The sequence below is a fragment of the Staphylococcus pseudintermedius genome (assembly GCF_001792775.2).
Taxonomy (GTDB): Bacteria; Bacillota; Bacilli; order Staphylococcales; family Staphylococcaceae; genus Staphylococcus; species Staphylococcus pseudintermedius.
On sequence record NZ_MLGE02000005.1, the window covers coordinates 1 to 20,769 of the forward strand.

Annotated in this window: 18 protein-coding genes; 5 read left to right on the plus strand and 13 right to left on the minus strand. The window is 37.3% G+C overall.

Annotation, left to right across the window (positions count from 1 at the left end):
• The 7 genes from ltrA to BJK46_RS05130 form a co-directional block, all read right to left on the minus strand.
• On the minus strand, window positions 1–831 hold an 831-nt coding region (gene ltrA / locus BJK46_RS05100; RefSeq protein WP_112424781.1), incomplete at its 3' end, for a group II intron reverse transcriptase/maturase.
• Window positions 832–1,388: 557 nt separating this feature from the next.
• Window positions 1,389–1,886, minus strand: a complete 498-nt coding sequence (locus BJK46_RS05105; protein ID WP_099992012.1) for a hypothetical protein — start codon at window positions 1,884–1,886, stop codon at window positions 1,389–1,391.
• A gap of 166 nt (window positions 1,887–2,052) precedes the next feature.
• Complete coding sequence (locus BJK46_RS05110; RefSeq protein ID WP_099992009.1) at window positions 2,053–3,069, minus strand: FecCD family ABC transporter permease; 1,017 nt, start codon at window positions 3,067–3,069, stop codon at window positions 2,053–2,055.
• The gene (locus tag BJK46_RS05115) at window positions 3,066–4,070 is read right to left on the minus strand and encodes a FecCD family ABC transporter permease (protein WP_015728704.1); all 1,005 of its coding nucleotides are present in this window, start codon (window positions 4,068–4,070) and stop codon (window positions 3,066–3,068) included. The genes BJK46_RS05110 and BJK46_RS05115 overlap by 4 nt, the downstream gene beginning before the upstream one ends.
• Before the next feature lie 25 nt (window positions 4,071–4,095).
• Window positions 4,096–4,899: an ABC transporter ATP-binding protein gene (locus BJK46_RS05120; protein WP_014614611.1), complete on the minus strand. Its 804-nt coding sequence runs from the start codon at window positions 4,897–4,899 to the stop codon at window positions 4,096–4,098.
• Between the two features lie 366 nt (window positions 4,900–5,265).
• On the minus strand, window positions 5,266–6,099 hold the full coding sequence (locus BJK46_RS05125; protein ID WP_014614612.1) for a YitT family protein: 834 nt from the start codon (window positions 6,097–6,099) through the stop codon (window positions 5,266–5,268).
• A 473-nt stretch (window positions 6,100–6,572) separates the two neighbouring features.
• Complete coding sequence (locus BJK46_RS05130) at window positions 6,573–7,799, minus strand: NupC/NupG family nucleoside CNT transporter (RefSeq protein ID WP_020220157.1); 1,227 nt, start codon at window positions 7,797–7,799, stop codon at window positions 6,573–6,575.
• Window positions 7,800–8,075: 276 nt separating this feature from the next.
• On the opposite strand from BJK46_RS05130, the gene BJK46_RS05135 reads away from it, so the two are divergent.
• The 3 genes from BJK46_RS05135 to BJK46_RS05145 are packed head-to-tail and all read left to right on the plus strand — an operon-like array spanning window position 8,076 to window position 10,470.
• Entirely contained in the window at window positions 8,076–8,312 is a 237-nt protein-coding gene (locus BJK46_RS05135; protein ID WP_014614614.1) for a FeoA family protein, read from the plus strand.
• Complete coding sequence (feoB, locus tag BJK46_RS05140; RefSeq protein WP_015728703.1) at window positions 8,305–10,299, plus strand: ferrous iron transport protein B; 1,995 nt, start codon at window positions 8,305–8,307, stop codon at window positions 10,297–10,299. Before BJK46_RS05135 ends, feoB begins: the two co-directional genes overlap by 8 nt.
• Before the next feature lie 36 nt (window positions 10,300–10,335).
• A complete protein-coding gene (locus tag BJK46_RS05145) occupies window positions 10,336–10,470 on the plus strand; it encodes a FeoB-associated Cys-rich membrane protein (RefSeq protein WP_373366353.1) in 135 nt (44 codons plus the stop codon).
• 157 nt (window positions 10,471–10,627) lie between these two features.
• Here the strand turns inward: BJK46_RS05145 and BJK46_RS05150 are convergent, their stop codons facing one another.
• Window positions 10,628–12,382 carry an ABC transporter ATP-binding protein gene (locus BJK46_RS05150; protein WP_014614617.1) on the minus strand — a complete coding sequence of 585 codons (1,755 nt, stop codon included), beginning with the start codon at window positions 12,380–12,382 and terminating at the stop codon, window positions 10,628–10,630.
• 274 nt (window positions 12,383–12,656) lie between these two features.
• On the opposite strand from BJK46_RS05150, the gene pbp4 reads away from it, so the two are divergent.
• Window positions 12,657–13,934 carry a penicillin-binding protein PBP4 gene (gene pbp4 / locus BJK46_RS05155; protein ID WP_015728702.1) on the plus strand — a complete coding sequence of 426 codons (1,278 nt, stop codon included), beginning with the start codon at window positions 12,657–12,659 and terminating at the stop codon, window positions 13,932–13,934.
• Between the two features lie 662 nt (window positions 13,935–14,596).
• On the opposite strand, the gene BJK46_RS05160 is transcribed toward pbp4, so the two are convergent.
• The 5 genes from BJK46_RS05160 to BJK46_RS05180 form a co-directional block, all read right to left on the minus strand.
• Complete coding sequence (locus BJK46_RS05160) at window positions 14,597–15,799, minus strand: MFS transporter (protein WP_015728701.1); 1,203 nt, start codon at window positions 15,797–15,799, stop codon at window positions 14,597–14,599.
• A complete protein-coding gene (locus BJK46_RS05165) occupies window positions 15,799–15,993 on the minus strand; it encodes a hypothetical protein (RefSeq protein ID WP_014614621.1) in 195 nt (64 codons plus the stop codon). Before BJK46_RS05165 ends, BJK46_RS05160 begins: the two co-directional genes overlap by 1 nt.
• A gap of 1,143 nt (window positions 15,994–17,136) precedes the next feature.
• Window positions 17,137–17,535, minus strand: a complete 399-nt coding sequence (gene tagD / locus BJK46_RS05170) for a glycerol-3-phosphate cytidylyltransferase (protein WP_014614622.1) — start codon at window positions 17,533–17,535, stop codon at window positions 17,137–17,139.
• A gap of 93 nt (window positions 17,536–17,628) precedes the next feature.
• Window positions 17,629–18,720 carry a teichoic acid glycerol-phosphate primase TarB gene (gene tarB, locus BJK46_RS05175; RefSeq protein ID WP_014614623.1) on the minus strand — a complete coding sequence of 364 codons (1,092 nt, stop codon included), beginning with the start codon at window positions 18,718–18,720 and terminating at the stop codon, window positions 17,629–17,631.
• Window positions 18,721–18,794: 74 nt separating this feature from the next.
• Window positions 18,795–19,598, minus strand: a complete 804-nt coding sequence (locus tag BJK46_RS05180) for an ABC transporter permease (RefSeq protein WP_014614624.1) — start codon at window positions 19,596–19,598, stop codon at window positions 18,795–18,797.
• A 278-nt stretch (window positions 19,599–19,876) separates the two neighbouring features.
• Here BJK46_RS05180 and tagH point away from each other — a divergent pair, with 278 nt between their 5' ends.
• Window positions 19,877–20,671, plus strand: a complete 795-nt coding sequence (tagH, locus tag BJK46_RS05185; RefSeq protein ID WP_014614625.1) for a teichoic acids export ABC transporter ATP-binding subunit TagH — start codon at window positions 19,877–19,879, stop codon at window positions 20,669–20,671.
• The last annotated feature ends 98 nt before the right edge of the window (window positions 20,672–20,769 follow it).

Consider the following 20,769-nt stretch of genomic DNA (forward strand, 5'->3'; position numbering starts at 1 on the left):
ACTCAAGAACTTTAAACGTGTGACTGCTCCTACTTTACTTTTCTCTTCATTGACCACCAACTTCAGTTGCTTTTCAATGAATTTCGTTACACTCGACATTACACGTTCGCCTGCTCGTTTTGTGCGTACGAAGATGACAAAGTCATCAGCATATCGTACAAATCGGTGTCCACGCTTTTCGAGTTCTTTATCCAGTTCATGTAGATAGATATTACATAGTAAGGGAGAGATAACGCCCCCTTGTGGTGCACCTATCTTTCTTTCTGCGACTTCGCCAGATAGGTCAATAGCACCGACTTGTAAACTTCTACGGATAAATGTGGAAATTGACTTATCTTGAACATGGCGTTCGAACAAATACATGAGCTTATCATGATTTAACATGTCAAAGCACTGTTTCAAATCACAATCTACGGCTATTTTATAGCCTTCTTCGTAGTAGGCAGCACATTGCTTAAGTGCTGTTCCTGTGCTACGATGAGGTCTGAAACCATGGCTATGGTTTGAAAATGTTCGGTCGATGCCTGGTTCAATCACTTGTCTAATGGCTTGTTGTATCACTCTGTCTCTAGCGACAGGAATACCAAGCACACGCATTTTCCCATTTGGTTTGGGAATTTGAACTTTTCGAACTGCTTGAGGTTGATATGAACCATCAAGCAGTTTTTTCGTTATCCGTGAAAAGTACTGCGCAAAGTGAGCATGAAGTTCACTGACTTTCATGCCGTCAATTCCAGGAGCACCTTTGTTTTTCTTAACTTTCTTGATAGCTTTTTCTATGTTGTCTGGTCTTACAACAAGCTCCATCAGTGATGGAGACTTACGATACATTTCTTTCATTTCACCTAAGATTTACTGTACACACTTATGTATTCTTTTTCGTTCCACTACTTATCCTTCCATAAGTTGCCGGTTAAGACCGTATTCTGCACGTCGTAAATCTATAACCTCCAATCTTTACTTTGTATTGAATATTGTTCAGTCCTTCGGTACATTTTCCCTACTATGACTTCTGCTGACTTCTCATCATTCGTTGTTACTACGGTTGAGATACCGCTGATGAGACCTCCCCGGGTAAGGTGTAACCTCTTTCCACTCATGTCACCGCATCATTTACTATGTAGAACTCGGGTAGTATCGGACTTCATCTTGTTCAGCAGATTCATCCATTCTACATAGCCTTAGTATGATATTTCTGTTCGTCAGTGCGAGTGTTTGCGTCCGACTTCCTTCAGATTCCACTTCGCAATGGACACCCTTGTCTTTCGCTAACAGTTCCTACTACCAAGCCTGTAACGGACTTTCACCGTCAAGATGTTACCCATGCCGGGCGCACTGCAAAAAACCATCCAATGCTTGAATCACATCGAATGGTTATTATTCAAAAATTATGCATCTTTATAATGACTTAACTGGTCAAAGTCAACAACGACTTGATCCATACGTTTAGCTGTATCTTTCAATACATTACGCGCGACTTTATTGCTCGGATCAAGTTTTAAAATTTGTTTCGAAACTTCGAAAGCTTTTTTATCAGAAATCACAGGTTCCGGAAGTGCATGTAACAATAACATTTGTAACAAGCTCTTCACCTCTTTACCCTTCGTCAAATCAATAGAAGATTCGGCATGATAATACGCGGCCTCGATTGCACCTGGAACGTCACTTAAAGGGTATACGAGTAATAGAAAAGCTAAGTCGTGGATTTCAGTTGTTTCTGCTTCTTTAATCATGTACAACAAACACGTGTAGTACATGACACTTTCATTTTCATATGCACTGGAAATATAGGCTTCTTCAAATTCTAAAAAATCAGTGGCAGACATTAAATTTTTCACTGCATTAAATTCGCCGTTTAAGACATGTCTCTTTATTAAATCTTGCATGGCTCGTCCTCCTGAATGTGCCATAGTCCAATCACTTTCATCTTAACATACTTGCTAAAAGAATACAGATTGGCGAATCACATTAAGTCCAATTTTATCAAATTTTTTAATACAATGAACATTTTAACATATTTTATAGAAATATACTTCAATCTTGAGGCTGAAATTATACAGAACGTGTGCGATACATCAAATATAAGAAATATGGCGCACCAATCACAGCAACGATTAACCCGGTAGGTAAGCCACTCGGTTGTAAGAGCATTTTTCCAAGCGTATCTGCAACAACGAGTAATAATGCCCCTATGATAATGGCTATCGGTAAGAAAAGCTGATGTCTCGGACCGACGATAGATTTCGCGATGTGCGGGCCCATTAAACCGATGAAACCTATTGCACCGGCAACAGCGACTGCAACACTTGAAAGCGTCACGGCTACTAAAACTAAAATGAAACGTTCTTTATTGAGTCGAATGCCCAATGCTTTAGACACTGTATCGTTCGTATTTAAAATGTTAAGTGTTTCAGACTTGATGAATAAAAATGGCACTAAAACGATGAGCCATGGTAAAAAGGCAAACACAAACGGCCATGTATCGCCCCATATATTTCCGGCTAGCCAAGTTGCAATAAATTCAGATTGCTCCTTATTAAAGGTCGCCATAATCGTGAGTGCCGCACCAGATAATGCAGTAGCCATTCCGACACCGATCAGCACCATACTTGCCGGAGAAAGCCCTTTATCGCCTTGGTAGCTTAATATAAAAATGGCGAGTGCTGTTCCTAAGCCCCCCAACATACTGACGATAGGTAAAACGTAGACAAATTGATCAGCGTGTATTTGACCTAAAGAGACGAATAACGCGATAGCAAAACCACTTCCTGCATTGATGCCTAAAATTCCGGGTTCAGCGAGAGGATTTTTAGTAACACTTTGTAATACAGCACCACTCATACTTAAAGCAATACCCGCTAACAACGTAATGACAACACGTGGCAAACGAAAGTCAATTAATATAAGTCGATCTGCCGCATCACCTTGCCCTAGAAATGTTTGAATAATTTGACCGTACGACATTGCATATTCACCCGTCGTTAAATTCCATACGATTGCGAGCATTAAAAGTATGAGTGTACTAATGAATGTCAACTGCTGCTTTCGTTTTAAACCCGGATGAATCATAGTGTACGTCCTCCTTTACGAATCAAATAGAAAAAGTAAGGGACACCGATAAAGGAGATGACGGCACTCATTGGCGCTTCACCTAACAGTCTCGCCACGAGATCCGAACCTAAAACGAGCGTACCACCTACTACTGCAGTCATTGGAAGGACTTTCATGTAATCCGTACCGACCCAAGAACGTACGATATGCGGGACGATGAGACCGACAAATGCAACCTGACCGACCATCGCTACAGAAACTCCTGCCAGTAGCATCGATAAAATTAAAGCGACTGTGCGGACCATCTTTATATTTTGACCGAGTCCTACAGCTAACGCATCGCCCAAACTCAAAATCGTCAACTGTCGACTCATCAATATCAATAAGATTAAAGTCACTAAAATAATCGGCACACTGATTTGAATTTGCTGCCAATTTGTGCCTGACACACCACCTGCACTCCAAAAGTTAATGGCTTGATTGAGACGAAAAATGAGCGCCACACCTTGACTGAGTGCCGTTAACAGCGCACTGACAGCAGCACCAGCTAAAATCAGACGCATTGGGTTAAAACCATCTCGTCTCGACGCACCAATCGTCATCACAATCGCGCCACCTAGCATCGCCCCGATAAAACCAGCAATAATATGCGCAATAAATGACGCCCCTGGAAACAGTGCGAAAGTGAGCGCTAAAGCAAAAGCAGCCCCAGCATTTAAACCAATTAAGCCGGGGTCTGCAAGTCCATTTTTAGAGACACCTTGAATAACGGCACCCGCTGTTGCAAGTGCCATCCCTACAAGCACAGCACCGATATTTCGAGGGATTCGAACTTCTGAAATCACATTGTGTGCTTGGATTTTCGGATTATAATGAAAAATCGCTTCAAAAATGGTACTTAAATTCACATGCGCTTCACCTAATAAAGTCGCAATAATAAATACAATACATAGTACGATAACGGCACAGATAAATTGTACCGCATCACTCCACTTCATGTTCACTCTTTTTTTCAACATGTTCTATACTCCGTTAATTCAACCTTTAAGCTTTTTCATAATGTTTACACAACAGGTTGTAGGTCACGAGCATCGGTTTACCTGTACGTGGATCTGTACTTAACTCTGCATCAATATTAAATACGCGTTCTAAAATTTCATTCGTCAGTACTTCATGCGTATCACCTTGTTTAATAATAGCGCCATCTTTCATTGCGATAAGGTGATCTGAAAAACGAATTGCTTGATTAATATCGTGTAATACCATAATAATTGTCGTGCCATGTTCAGCATTCAGTTCTTGTACAAGTTCTAAAATTTCAAGTTGGTGTGAAATATCTAAATACGTTGTTGGTTCATCAAGAAAAATAATGTCTGTCTTTTGTGCGAGCGCCATCGCAATCCAAACACGTTGGCGTTGCCCACCACTTAAATCATTGACTGCACGATGCTTAAAATCTATCGTTCCTGTCACACGCATCGCCCAATCAATCGCTTTTTTATCTTCTTCATTCAAGCGACCAAAGCCCTTTTGATGTGGGAAGCGACCATAAGAAACAAGCTCTCCAGCCGTTAAACCATCCGCCACATCTGGAGACTGAGGTAAAATCGCTATTTTTTTAGCTATTTCTTTTGTTGACTGGACATGAATATTTTTGCCGTCTAAATAAATTTCACCACTTTTTGTATTTAATAATCGAGAAAGTGCTTTTAATAATGTTGATTTGCCACAGCCATTTGGCCCAATAATTGACGTAATGGCACCATCTGGAATTGCGACATCTAAATTGTCAACAATGACACGGTCACCGTACCCAATTGTGACCTCTTTACCTGTTAATCTACTCATCGTCATCCTTCTTTCTTAAAACGATTACGCCCTAGGACACTATCCATCACGTGATTAAGGCGTTACTGTTCACACTCACCACGAATCGTGAGCTTTTCATTCCCTAATATTGCGAAATCTATATACATTTTATGCAATTGATAATCATTATCATGTTTATGCCAAGTATATCATCATTTATCAAAAATTTCTAACTCAAAATAATCTCAATTAAACTTCATCCATATCCTTATGTATACGCATGTATCTAAATATTTTGATTCACTCGTAGTCACAAACAATTTCAAACTTCTTTTCTGCCCAGATTACACATAAAAAAGAAGCTGAGACATCATGATATGATATGCTCAACCCTTCTTTTTACTTTTAATCTTCTACTAAAAATCCATTACCATAGACGTCACGCACGTCATGCACGACTACAAACGCACTATGGTCAATTTTACGAATTAACCGCTTCGTCCGTGACAATTGCGTTTTACTAATTACGGCATAAAGCACATCCGTTTCTTGTTTGGAGAAATAACCACGCCCATTTAAAATCGTCACACCTCTACCGATATCTTCATCAATCATTTTAGCGATGCGGTCAGGTTCTTTTGAAATAATCGTCACTGCCTTTTTAGGATTTAAACCTTCAATAACAAAATCCATCACTTTTGTGCCGATATATAAACTGACCACGGTGAACAGTGCGCGATCTAATGGAATCACTGTCAATGAAATCAACACGACAATTAAATCAAAAAAGAGCAATGCATAAGGTGTACTGACATCTAAATACTTATTCGCTATACGTGCCAAAATGGTCGTTCCAGCTGTCGTACCACCGGCTAAAACGATAATACCAATACCTAAACCGACTGAAAACCCACCGAACACAGCATTAATGATGACATCATCTGATTTGACTTGCCAAGTATGTGTTAAACTTAAAAATACAGAAATTAATATTGTAGCGACAATCGTTAAATACATACTTCTTTTACTTAAAAATTTGTAACCAATCGCAATCAATACCGCATTAACGACAAAGTTAATGATGGCAGGCGACCAATGAAACGCATAATAAAGTACGATAGCGAGACCTGTCACACCACCTTCCCCGAGATCACCGGCGATAACAAATGCATTAACCCCCGCTGAAAAAATAAATGCGCCAACGATAACTAGTAACAAATCTCTTATTGTTCTGCTCACCCAATGATTCCTCCCATTCTTTTATATCATTTCTAACTCGTCATAAGCCATACTATCACAACTTTGTAACAAAGCGAAACCCTTGACTGACAACTCTTTTCAGCAGTCGCAAAATAAAATTTTAAATTTCTGAATATTTCGTTTACTTTTGGCGAGAATATGTGTATAATAGAAACTACCTTATTTGTTGCTAGTCATCTAGTCAACAAGAGGCCATCTCCTTTGTGTTTTTAATAGTACAAGAGATTTTTTGCTCGAGATTGATATCATGCTCGAATATCAATCAAAATTATTCATTTCCCGTCTAAGGCAGTTCAGCATCAGCTGGGCTGCTCTATTTTTATTCACACTTCTCCTAACGCATGTCATTGAAAGTGTCTTGCCAACATAAGAAAGAGGCTCAGACATCATTGAGTCCAACCCCCTAGTTCCTATATTCAAAAACGTTGTGATTCATTCACAAGCGGTTGATTTTACCACGCGAATAAACCTACGAAACCAGCTGTTAATAACGATACTAAAATACCTGCTAATAACATCATTGGTACATATTTAGATACAAAGTCAGATGTTTTTTCATTCACAATACCTTTTAACGTACCGATAATCATACCGATTGTTGAGAAGTTTGCAAATGAGATTAAGAATGTTGAAATGACTGCACGACGGTGAGGTGCGTAATCATTCACTTCTCCTGCGATTTGACCCATAACAACAAATTCATTCGTTACAATTTTCTTCGCCATATTTTGTGCAACTAACCATGCCTCATCTAATGGTAAACCAAGTAATAATGCGAATGGATACATGAATACACCTAAAATTTGGTCAAGACCGAAGCTACCTTTTGCATTGAATAAGTGACCAATGCCACCAGTAACTAAGTGAATTAAACGGTCTGCTAATTCTGCTAATGCGACGAAACTGATAACGAAAGCGATAATGATCAATACTAATTTACCAGCATTTAGCACAGAGTCACCAAGGAATGAGAAGAATGGTTGACGTGCTTCATTTGCGCGTAAATCGTAAATCACATCTTCGTCTACTTCAACTTTCACAGGGTTTAAAATAGAAGCAACGATCATCGCGTTGACAATGTTTAACGGAATCGCTGTCAATACTAATTCACCTGGAATCATTGTCACATAAGCACCAACAATCGCACCAGAAACCGAACTCATCGACATCATGGCTAATGTCAGCACACGTGTTTCTTTCATTCGTTTTAATTGTTCACTTGAAACCGCAAGTGCTTCAGTATTTCCTAAGAACATCATTTCAATACCGAAGAATGCCTCGAATTTAGGTTGACGTGTAATTTTAGCAAGTACCCAACCAATTCCGCGCATAATCCATGGCAAAATACGTAAATACATCAAGATATCAAAAAGTGGCACAACTAATAAAATCGGGAATAGCGCCGCTACTGCCATGTCCAATTGTTTTGGCGCTGTGAAGCTATGGAATGCAAAGCCAATCCCCGTAAACGCTGCATCAATAACCCAAGAAATCCCTTCAGCAGCCTTTTTAACAAATAAAGTACCAGCTGGGAAATACACAAAAAACCATGCCAAAATCAAGTTAAGGACAACAAGTGTCGCAATAGAAGCCCATTGAATGTTTTTACGGTCACGTGAGAATAAAAATGCAACCCCTAAAAAGACAAACAACCCAATAATGTTAATAATCAAATACATAAGGAGATACCTTTTACCTTTCAACTGTTTTTTAACAACATTAGTATACCACGACGTTTACATACTGAGAATATATTTTTTCAGTCTCATTTAAGTTCAATTCATCTAAACACGATGCGCATGAGTCCGTTTTTTAATTTGTCACTTTAAAATGTTTAGATTGAAATTCGATATTTTTTCACATTTGATATCAAAAAGTTATTGCTTACAAATGAAAACAGGATTATTCTATAGTTAAGTGAAAATGATTATCATTAACGATAAGTAGGTGTGCGTATGTTACATATTGGAAATGCTGAGATCGGAAAACAATATCGTGTCAAAGCTTTAGATACAGACAATGTCCATTTAAAACATCGTCTACGAGCTCTAGGTTGTGTAGAAGGATGTCAAATTTCTGTCCATCAAAAAGGATTATTCAAAGGACCTTGTACATTAAAAGTGAACGGCCAACATATTTGTATTCGTAACTGTGATGCTTGCGAGATTAGATTGGAGTATGCTTATGAGTAATGCATATTGTATTTTAGGGAATCCGAACGTAGGAAAAACATCCCTTTTCAACGCTCTAACCGGTTCATATGAATATGTCGGAAACTGGAGCGGTGTCACAGTAGACAAAAAGGTCGGTCAACTTAAGAAAAATTCTGGTCATTTAATCGACTTACCAGGAATTTACGACTTAGTTCCCATTTCCCGTGATGAAACTGTCGTAACCGATTATTTACTGCATGAAAAATTCGACGGCATGATCAATATTATCGATGCAGCTCAAATTAAACGCAATTTTAATTTAACTGTACAATTGTTAGAGTATGGCGCGCCATTGCTCATCGGTCTGAACATGATTGACGTGGCTCATAAGCGCGGAATTCGGATTGATCATCAACGTTTAATGCGTCAATTGCATATTCCGATTATACCTGTTATTGCACGTACCGGTAAAGGGAGCGATGAAGTGCTCAATGCCCTTGCTGACCGTCATGTTTCTAGACAACGACCTTTAAAAATCCATTATGGTGATGACGTTGAAAATTTATTAACACAACTTGTCAAAGCATTACCTACCACACTTTCATTAGCACAGCGCCATTACCGTTTTTTAACCATTCAATATTTACTTAATAATCCAGCTGTATTGCGATATTTAGATGAAGAAACGCTACAACAGTTTGAGACATTGACGGCACAGTTTAAACAGTTCAATACGCTCGACCTTGAACAACATATTTTGACATGTCGGCAACAGTATATTGACATCATGCTTGCTGAAATTGTGACTTATCCTGAGGCAGAGCGCCAACATTTGACTGAACGAATCGATGCGTTGCTCACACATAAAATACTGGGTATCCCTATCTTTTTAGGAATGATGTGGCTCATCTTTCAACTGACGTTTACTTGGATTGGGACACCGCTTTCTGACCAGTTGGATGCATTTTTCGGAGGTCCTTTAACCGATCAAACGGTCAATATTATGGATAAGCTCGGTATTTATCCTGCCCTTCAAGACTTGGTGACAGACGGTATTATTGCGGGTGTTGGCGGTGTACTCGTGTTCATTCCACAAATTTTAGTGCTGTTCTTCTTCATTTCATTATTAGAAGATTCAGGTTATATGGCGCGTATTGCAGTGATTATGGACCGGTTGATGGAAAAATTCGGCCTTAACGGCAAGTCATTTATTCCGATGATAATCGGTTTTGGTTGTAACGTACCAGGTATTATGGCGGCGCGCAGTATCGAAGAAGAAAAAGAACGGCTGACGACCATTTTAATTGCACCGTTCATGTCATGTTCTGCGCGACTTCCAGTATATGGGTTGTTCGTAGCGATTTTCTTCGCACAACATCAAGCACTTGTCGTGTTAAGTCTATACGTATTAGGCATTGTTGTTGCGTTACTCGTGAGCTGGTTACTATCTAAAACGGTGCTAAAAAAAGATACATCTATTTTTGTCATAGAGTTACCACCATATCGATTACCTTCAATTAAAACATTATGGCGTAGCACTTGGGAAAAAGGAAAAGGGTTCGTTAAAAAAGCAGGTACATTTATTTTTGCAGGTTCTATTGTGATTTGGTCACTCAATTACACGGGCCCATCTGGTATGGATGTCCCTATCGACCAAAGTTTCTTACACATGATTGGTGCGGCTATTGCACCACTGATTACACCACTTGGATTCAGTTCATGGCAAACCGCTGCGACACTCATTCCTGGATTTTTAGCGAAAGAAGTTATCATTAGTTCCATGGCCATTATTTTTGCGGTCAGTGAAGAGAGTCTCGTCGCTACTGTATCAACACATTTCACAGCACTCTCTGCCTATTCATTCATGGTTTTTATTTTACTTTACACCCCATGTTTAGCGACAGTGGCTGCGATACGTAAAGAAACCCTTTCATGGAAATGGACGATGCTTGCTGTGACGTACCCCTTTGTCATTGCATACGTGTTGTCATTGCTAGTCTATCAAATCGGTTCGCACTTTATATAGGAGGCGTTGAAATTGACGTTATTCATTAATTTATTATTGATTGCATTGATATTAGGTTATGCAACTTGGGTAATGCTTAGTTTTTTCAAAAAGTCGAAGCAAGGAAAGTGTAGTGCATGTGAAAGTAGTAAGGGTTGTCCGATTGAAAGTTTACCGAAACATTTGCAGTGATGGGCCCAACCCACATCTTCGTTTCTGTTGCTCATCTATTTTTTGAGTGAGGATAAGTAAGCGAAGATACAAATGATTGACTATACAATAAAGAAGACTGGGTTGAAAACGCACTGCTTCAAGTGGTTTCAGGTACCCAGTCTTTTTGTTTTCGTTATCATTCTGTTTCAGTTTGTTCTGTTACTGCTCGATGCTGTGTTAAATTTTGGGTTTCAACAAATTGCTGATACATGGCGTGTGTTTGCATTAATTCTTCATGACGTCCTCTGCCTGTTACTTCGCCATGGTCTAAGAAAATAATCTGACCCGCTTTTTTAATTGTAGAGAGACGGTGGGCAATGACGATTGTCGTACGGTTTTCCATTAAAATATCTAATGCTTCTTGAATTTTACGCTCACTTTCACTATCTAAGTTTGCAGTTGCCTCATCTAATAACAGAATGTCAGGATTTTTCACAAAGCTTCGTGCAATATCGATGCGCTGACGTTGACCGCCTGACAGCTTCAAGCCGCGCTCTCCAACGATTGTGTCGTAACCTTGTTCAAATTCCATAATAAATTCATGACAGTTCGCAAGTTTTGCATAGTGAATCAATTCTTCTTCAGGCACTTCACGATCCACACCATATAAAATATTATCGCGTATCGTTCCGTTCATCATCGCATTACTTTGCATGACGTAACCGATTTTTCTACGCCAATCTGTTAACGATAACGCATCAATGGAAGTACCATCATAATAAATGCCACCTTGATCAATCTCATACATCCGTTCAATCAAACTGAACAATGTGCTTTTACCCGAACCAGACGGCCCTACAAAAGCAGTCACTTCGCCACGCAATACATTAAATGACACATCTTTAAGCACTGGTGTATCATCATATCCAAAGTAGACATGATCAAATTTCAAGTCACCAGTTGGAATCTCATCTTGTAAATTCGGTGCGGCGATGTTTTCAAGTGGTTCATGTAAAATTTCATAAATGCGTTGGCTCGCCCCTACTGCTTTTTTATAATCCGTTACTAATGTAGAAAGGTTGATCAAAGGTATCGATAAGTTTAAAACGTAAAAAATCATCGCTACGAGTGTCCCCGCTGAAATCGCGCCCGAAGCAATACGCATGCCTCCAAAACCTAGAATAATACCAATCGTAATCAGCATAATAATCCCTGAAATCGGTTGAACGACGGCCGCAATTTTCGCTTGTTTCAGCCCCAAGTTATAAATTGTCTTAAGATTGCTATGCGCCTTATCTAATTCTAGTTTCTCAGTATTGGCCACTTTCACTAAACGCATTTCTGTCAATACACGCCCGAGTAGCCCGCTAAAATTCGCAATTTCAGTTTGCGTATTCGTTGATATTTTTTGCATAATTTTACCGAGTGGCACAATCACTAATATGAATATAGGAATGGTAATAAATGTAAGGAGAGTCATTTGCCAATCCAAAACAAACAGCATAATTAATGACCCAATGAGCGTAATCACCGCGGGAAAAAACCCTGGTAACTTTTGTGATATAAAATCATTGATTACTTTCGTATCATCTGTTAAACGACTCATCAATTGCCCGCTTTCATTTTTATCAAAAAACGGCATTTTCAAGTGGATAATATGCTCCCATAACACAGAACGAATGGCATAAATAATTTTTTCGCCTATTTTATTAAGTAAATAGTAACCGAAACCACTTAACACGGCATTCACTAAAAATACCGCTACCAGTGCAATAATAAATACAGGACTAATCGATTCAAAAGTAAATTTGTCGACCACCTGCCCTGTAAATAAAGGAACTAATAATCCGGTCAAACTACCTATTGAAGCAATCGTCACGGCCACGATAATTAATCCAACTGGCCATGAAATTTTCTTTAATAAAAATACAAGTGGGTTGCGTGCTTTCATAACTTCATACCTCTTTTATTTTCGTTATAGTGATGCTATAAGACGCCCCTCAGTCTTCATTCACTATGAAGGCAGTCTTACCGCATTTACGATTACCTCTACTTTTACCCTTCAACAGATTGTTCTCAAAGTGACCACAACGGCTCAACTCGGTTTCATATCTTCTCTTATGCCCCTCATATCAGTCTGCATTAACATTTATAAACGACAAACTTTGTGGTAAAATGAATCTTGTTGTTTATCATTTATAGTTTTTTAGATTGAGGGAATACATATGAAAAAAATAATATTGTCCATTGTGGTTGTATTCTTCGCTTCCACTATTATAACACCTTTTGCACGTGCATATACACCCACACCGGTTGAACTTGCACAACAAAGTGGTTATCCTGTTACGTGGGCTTATCAACCTGAAGGCATGATCAACATCAGTCAAACAGGACAAATTTTGTATGAGTTTCAAAGCGAACAACAATGGTATCCTGCTTCTATGACCAAACTCATGACAATGTACTTAACGTTACAAGCTGTCAAAGAAAAGAAGTTATCTTTAAACGACACGGTCCAAATCACTGACCAACATTACCGGATGTCCACCTTACCAGAGTTGAGTAATACGAAACTTTATCCTGGTGAAACATACACCGTTGCAGAATTGCTTCAGATTACAGTCTCCGCTTCAAGTAACGCAGCTGCACTGATTTTAGCCAATCAAGTTTCAGATAGCACATCAGACTTTGTCGATAAAATGAATGACACTGCCAAATCTCTAGGTATGACGCACACCCACTATGTGAATCCTACTGGTGCAGAAAATCGCTTATTATTGGAATTCGCGCCAAAGAAATACCAACACGAATCATCTTCAACATCTTCAGCACGCGACTATGCCATACTTGCCCAGCATGTTGTGAAAGACACACCTAAAATTTTATATTTCACCAAACAAATTGCACCGACACAACACGGTGTCACATACTATACCTTTAACGATTTGTTAGAAGGTGGTAACATGAGCTTACCTGGCACAGATGGATTGAAAACGGGTTCGAGTGATATTGCAGACTACAACAATTCATTAACGACAAAACGTGGAAAATTCCGCATTTTCCATATTATTATGGGCGCTGGAGATTATAAACATCTCGGTGGCGAGAAACAGCGTAACATGATGAGCGCGAGTGCCATTAATTATACGTTTTCACAATATGACTATAAAAAGATAGTGTCTAAAGGTAAACACAAAATTGATGGAAAATCGTACTATGTGACAGAAGATTTATACGATGTCGTGCCGAAAGACATGTCTAAACCTTATCATCTTGTCGTCAAAGATAGTCAAGTACATCTCGATTATCCACGCAAGTTCATTACGAAAAACGACGGGCCTCCAACCGTAAAAGTTGAAAATCCGCTTATCTATGAATCTAAATCTGTTGTCGTCTCAAGTTGGCATGCATTTCCAATATTGACGTCACTCGCATTTCTCGTCATTGTACTCATCCTTGCATTTATTTTACGTCGCTTGTTGAAATTGCTATTCAGAAAATAAAAATCGTGATGTCGATTGATTTAACAATGTGATAACGATTAAACTGATGACTTTGAATAGGCTTGACTTATAAAAACTGAGCAGCCTCAAAACAGTGCACCCTTGTGATGAGCGGATGAAACGCATATATAACTACCACCATAAAATAAAGTGGATGGGCGTAGAATGTCATAATTTTACGGCTATCCACTTTTTTATGATGCATTTTTTTGAAACTTTATATTAAATAATTAATCAACATAAATCTATTTTCCCTTTGCTCTTCAGTCAACGGCACATGATCAACATTAACTTCTGTGAAAAACGTCCAAGGTAGATGATTTTCCTTTGCATATTTTACAGCTTCCAATGTATCTCGATAGTCCAGTACACTATCGTAGTCATCTTGGATAACGTAAACTTCTGTTTTAATATCGTTTATTAAAATTTTTCCAATTAAAAACTGTTTGTATATCTTCTACACTAAACCTTTCATTGAACCATTCACTTTCTAATGGATAGGCATTTATAATAGACTCCTTGTAACGTTTAGATAATATTGTTTTATTATTTAGCATATTTTTTCAATACTATCTTTATCACATATAATTTTATTCTCATACAAAAATATGGGTTTGTTTGCATCTGAGAAAGCCAATCATACAGGATTACCAAAACGACTATTAATGAACACTCCCCCCTTCCTTATAATGTCTTTTCATAGCAGTAAAGAATAATGGCAATAGAAAAGCATTGAATATTAATAGCGAGGTACATATGACTAATGCAATCGTGATGGACATATTGTATAAATAACCGCCAAACGTACCTCCTAAGGCGTCTCCTATAAAAAATGAAGATTGTGATAATCCAAAAAAGAAGCCTAAATGCGGTTTAGGAAAAAGCTCTAATTCTATCAATTCTTGAGCGATTGCCGATCCAGTATATAAAAATGCTCTAAACACTAAAATCAATAATATGATTAAACTTGGTAACGATGTTAAAAACAATAAGAGTAATAGACCTGCAACGAGTTCACTTATAAAAAATAGCCACTGTTTATAACGACTGACATTTTTACTTGCATAAATAGGCGCTGCAAAAATAGCTGTCAAACTAATCATCGCCATGAATAAACCTATCAGTGACACTGATATGCCTTGATGTTTTAAAATAACTGGAATGAATGGACTAATTAAACTGACTGACACGCCTGCAATCATTCCTAAAGCCACTATTCCATTCATCATTAACTTATATTCTTTTAAAGATTTTCTAGAATGTGTCTGATTTCCCTCAGTTTCTGTGACTTTTTTAGAGAATTTAGGAACTAAAAAAATAGTTAGACAACAGCATAGCGCCGCCAAAATGAGCACATATGCCATAGGACTTTCAACCAAGTAAGAAAACAACCACACTAGAATCCCGGATAGAGATGTCCCAATCATAATTCCTGTATGATTGCCCATTTCACTTATAGAAACCAAAGCTGGGCGATCTTCTTCTGTCCCTAAAGACACAATCCAAAATCGCATGGAGATAATCACAAGTGAAGCTCCTAATCCGGCAATAAAACCTGATATCCCTGCAATCCAGAAAGAAAATGTGAACATCCTTAATGCTAAACCAACTGCATAAACGGTTACACCAAGTCTTAATGCAAAGTGAGGCGAAATCTTATCCCCCAACTTTCCTGTAAAAAATGAAAGTATTCCTGCAACTGCCATCATGGTATACGAAAAACCAAATGAGGTTAAAGCATGGTTTTCTTCAAACCATAATGCATGTATCGTTTTTGAAAGATACATTGAGAAATAAAAAAAGAGACTAAACCATAAAAATTTTTGAGCTGAAGGGAAATTTTTTAATGTATTCAATAGTTTCATTATTTCGACTCCCTTTTAATAGATGCTAAATGATCTTTATTTTGCTTCAATAAATCGTTATGAGGGTATTTATTACAAACCTTTTCAAAAATATCAATTACTTTTGTAATATGATCGGTATTGAGATAGGCTTCTACTAATAAAATAACTAAGCTAATATAAATTTCCTCATCCACTGCTACTTCATCTAACATATTTTCATTAAGTGCATCTTTTACTACCTTCTCTAAATAGTCTTTATAATATTCTTCTTGAACAAGGTTTTCAAAATATATATTTCCTATTTCATATTTTCTATAAATTCTAAAAATATATTAGAACCAACATCTATTTGTCCTTTAGGATGTACATATATAAATCTATTTTTAATTGCCAGTAAATTATAAGAAATATAACGTTCCATCCGAGCTTTAGTCGAAAACCTGAGTTGATTCGAATAATTTTGTTTATCAGTTAAACTTCCATAATCATTCATTTTATTTTTTTAATAGGATCCATAAGTGAATACAATTGATATTCAAAATTTTTTCTTGGTTCGAAACTTATTCGGTGTATAAACAATCGTAGTAGCTGAAAGTTAACTAAATCATTAGAATAACATTTTTAATAAGATTTTCATTCAACATCCCTTTTCTCCTTTAAGTATCAAAAAGAAAAAGCTTCATTTTGATATGAGAAGCTTTTTCCTTTTTTTAACTTCAATTTTATAAAGTGATTATTTTACGACTTTCCCTGAACGTTTGACTGAAAATTTCGATTTTTTAGATTTCGGTGCTTTTTTTACCAATTCTATCATTATCACCTCATTATGTTATTAAAAAGTAGTTCGCGAGCTTCTTTTTTAATAATGCACCACTCAATAAAGCATTCTACAACAGTATTATAAAAATTATTAAATTATTTGTTGCTATCGTATATGAGAAAGCATATAAATTTGCTACGTCTTTATGAAAAAACAGTCATTTATGTAGCTTCACTTTTGAACATTTATTGTCATCAACGTGGACCTATAATTTTTGGAACGCTAACTGTGTCTTCAAATTCCGAAAAGCGAGGTTCACCTCTTTCTTGTGCTTTTAATCAAGTTGTATCGCTTTTAAATTTAAAAGGCACTTGTATGTAGAAATTGTGAAATCCTCCTCAACTTAGATTGATTCAATTTGTGTTATATTTCTCTAAAGATTGACTATAGAGGAGACATGCTAATGGAAAGGGGTCACAGGTTTTCTGTCCTTTATTTTTCGACATATTTATGTAAGTCAAACTTCAGAATAACAGTCATAAAAAAGGACCGAAAATGCGATACTCCACACGCTTTCGGTCTTTTTTTATTCCCATTATTTTGCGTCTTTACCGTATAATTCTTGTTTGATTTGTGTTGTAGAAATACCTTCCGTACGTTTCAAGTAAATCACTTCACATTTATCTTTTAAGAAATCAAATTCGCCTTCCCAATCATGCCCCATTACAAATGTATCGATTTCATACTTCTCAACGTCGGTTTCTTTTTGGCCCCAATCATTTTCAGGAATGACAAGGTCAACGTAACGAATCGATTCAAGCATCATTTTACGTTGTTCAAAATTGTAATATGATTTTTTGTTTTTAATGCGGTTGAATTCATCACTTGAGAGTGCTACAACGAGGTAATCCCCCATTTCACGTGCACGTCTTAGTAATTCAATATGTCCATAGTGTAAAAGATCATACGTTCCATATGTAATGACACGTTTCATCTTTACACCTCCTTAACATGTTTAATATTTTCTTCATTTTGTAGAATTATAGCATAAACATTTCTCGATTCCTAAAAATATCCAGTGTTTACGCTAAATTCTCACGAGTTTTTCTACATAGTTGACCACTTGATTTAAGCTTTCACTTGTATTGTATTGATGCCATTTTTGGAATAATGGTTGTAATTGACCTTCGTTGATACGTTCATACAATGTGCGCTCGTCATACGCTTTATATTCTTGCGGGATGTCATAATAATACTTGTTGAGCCCTCGTACGATTTCATAATCCGCCTCATCGTATACGTAAAATAAAGTTGGCGTATTGACAATGCTTGCTTCTATCGCTAAAGAACTGTAATCCGTAATAATTAAATCTGCCAATACGATAAGATCAAGCGTACACATTTTAATATTTTCTGCCGCTGCGGAAACAGTAGGATGATATTTACTTAACAACGTGTAGCCAGGCACCGCAGTCTCAAATGTTTCTTTGTCAATCGTACGGTTCGTTTGCCCGCCTTCACGATAAGTCGGTAAATAGACAGCGACTTTGTTTTGAATACCTAATTGTTTTTTAAGTTTTTGCTGATGCGCATGTCGGTCGATGTGTCGGTATGTCGTTAATCTCGGACTCCCAAAGCTGAGCAGCTGTTCATAACGTGCCCCGAACGCCTTTTCAAAGCAATCTGCCATCTGTTGACCACCGACTAAGTATTTATCGGTCGCTTGATACACTGCACAATATTGATCTACATGTTCTTTTTGAGTCAAATCTACTGAATGATCTTCTAAACCAAACTTCTTCAATGCACCTGCCGCATGCCACGTTTGAATGACGGTTTGGCCTTCTTTTTTGCGCCACCCTGCCATAATTAAATAATATGTGTCAATAAACACCACTTTTGCGGTAGCTAATGCGGCTAACTGCTTTAAAATAGAAGATTGTTTCAAAGGATAATACGTAATCTGTTTTCTATTTTCTAAATAGTGAAAATCTTTAGGCTTTGCAAAAACAGTAATGTTAAAACCGCGTTGACTCAGTTGATATATAATTGGTAATTGATCTTCTTTAAAAGTCATTAAAAAGACAATATGTTTTCTATCGATACGTAACGCACTGTACAGTCGACTTAAACACGCAACCATACAAATATAAAATGCTTTGATATAATAACGCATCATTTCTTCACCACCCTAAAATGTTATTTAAAACAAAACCCTCAACACAAATCTAATGTATTGAGGGACTGTTCTCATTACATAAAATCTGCGAAGTGATCTCTGTAGCGCATATGTAACATCGAACCAATAATAAATAACATCGCTGTAACGCACACATTGTAAAGTGCTAGTTCCCAATGCGTAATAAAGTACCATTCATGAAATAGTATCGCAGCACGGTAACTCTCCGCTACAAAATAAATAGGGTTAAACATTAAAATCTTTTCTGCTAACGATCCTGCTGGAGGCGTCCAAAGAATCGGTGAAGCATAGAAAAGAACCCTTAATAAAGCTTGCATTGCCATTTGCGTATCACGGACAAGCACGCCTAATGTTGATGTTAGGAGCGTCACTGATGCCGTCAAACAAAACGCAAACGGGATATAAATGAACAGTTGAAGAATATAAATCGTTGGTGTCATACCACTCACTGTACACAAAATGACAATCGCTACCACAAGCATAATGTGCCCATACAGTTTACTTGTGACGATGTATGTCGGAATGATAGAAAGTGGGAAGTTCATTTTCGCCACCTGTCCATATTTCATGGTTATCGATTTTGTTCCCTCTAAAATACCTTGATTAATGAAGAACCACATACTAATACCGACGAGCAACCAATAAATAAAAGGGACGCCATCAATCGGGTGGTTACTTCTGATCCCAAAACCGAAGACAAACCAGTAAACCATAATTTGTATCACAGGATTAATGATCTCCCAAGCAAATCCGAGATAGTTATTATGATTTGAAATCTTAAGCTGGAATTGTGCTAACCGCTGAATCAGATAAAAACTCTTAAAATGTTCTTTCATTACGGTAATAACAGAATTCATAATTTACCACGCTTTCACATGCTAGATAATCCATCTAGAGCCAATCATCAAAATCATATTATACATTAATATTTGACCTAGTATGTCTCATCGCCTATTCTTTAATTGAAAAGCTAAGTTGATTTAAGTAGAATTAAATACATTGTATCCATAATACTTTACAATAGCTTCACAAATTTAACAACCACTTAGTAATATATTATAATGTATAGACATAAGATGATGGAAGCAAAAACCAAATTTCATTTCAATATTATCAATGTAAGGACTGTTCACAGATGAATCCAACTGTCAGTATTAACGAAGTGACTAAAGAATATCGTATTTATCGTAATAATAAAGAACGTATTAAAGATGCTATATGGCCAAAACATAAAAACAAAACATTTTATGCACTCAAAGATGTCACATTCCAAGCCTACGCGGGTGATGTTATCGGTTTAGTCGGGATTAATGGCTCCGGTAAATCGACATTGAGCAATATGATTGGTGGTTCGCTCACACCGACACACGGGCATATTGATAAAACTGGCGATGTAAGTGTCATCGCAATTAACGCTGGACTCAATGGCAACTTAACAGGTATGGAAAATATTGAGTTCAAAATGTTGTGCATGGGTTTCAAAAAAAATGAAATTAAAGCACTCACACCCGAAATTGTCGAATTTAGCGAATTAGGTGAGTTTATTTATCAGCCCGTAAAAAAATATTCAAGCGGGATGCGTTCGAAACTCGGCTTTTCCATTAGTGCGACAATCAATCCAGAAATTCTTGTCATTGACGAAGCGTTGTCTGTAGGTGACCAAACGTTTACCCAAAAGAGTTTGAAAAAGATTTATGAATTTAAAGAAGATGAAAAAACAATCTTCTTTGTCAGCCACAACTTACGCCAAGTGAAAGAATTTTGTACAAAAATTGCTTGGATCGAAGCCGGGCAACTTAAAGATTTCGGTTCTGTGGAAGATGTCCTTCCTAAATATGAAGCCTTTTTGAAAGATTTCAAGAAAAAATCGACTGCAGAACAAAAGGCATTTCGTCAAGCTTTAGATGAAAATCGCTTTGTCATCAAATAACTTTTCCGTATACGTGTAATAATTGCAGCCCACACACTGCATCAATCACGTTGAATCTATGGGTTGTGTGGTCGATGCAGTGAATTTTTACCCCATTT